This window comes from Rhizobium sp. MHM7A (assembly GCF_005862215.1).
Classification (GTDB): Bacteria; Pseudomonadota; Alphaproteobacteria; order Rhizobiales; family Rhizobiaceae; genus Rhizobium; species Rhizobium bangladeshense.
The window spans coordinates 1-353 of record NZ_VCHT01000090.1 but is presented as its reverse complement, the minus strand read 5'-3'; the positions used below and the strand labels follow the sequence as shown (position 1 = coordinate 353).

The window sequence follows — 353 nt, the reverse complement described above, 5'->3', positions numbered from 1 at the left end:
AACTCCGCCGTGGCCGTCCCTCACTTCTCCGTCAGCGTCGTCGCCCGTGGCTCCGGCCGCAGCGCCGTCCTGTCGGCGGCCTACCGGCACTGCGCCAGGATGGAGTTTGAGCGGGAAGCCCGGACGATCGACTACACGCGAAAGCAGGGGCTCCTGCATGAGGAGTTCGTGATCCCTGCGGGTTCTCCGCAATGGCTGCGCGCCATGATCGCCGACAGGGCGGTGTCGGGAGCGTCCGAGACCTTCTGGAATAAAGTCGAGGTGTTCGAGAAGCGCTCCGACGCGCAGCTCGCCAAGGACGTCACCATAGCCCTGCCGCTCGAGCTGACGGCCGAGCAGAACATCGCGCTCAT

The 353-nt window shown here is 66.3% G+C and carries 1 protein-coding gene; it reads left to right on the top strand.

Going from position 1 to position 353, the window contains the following annotated elements:
* Nucleotides 1-9: 9 nt before the first annotated feature.
* Nucleotides 10-353, top strand: a 344-nt coding sequence (locus FFR93_RS40545; RefSeq protein ID WP_171049351.1) for a MobA/MobL family protein, incomplete at its 3' end; no start/stop codon positions are given.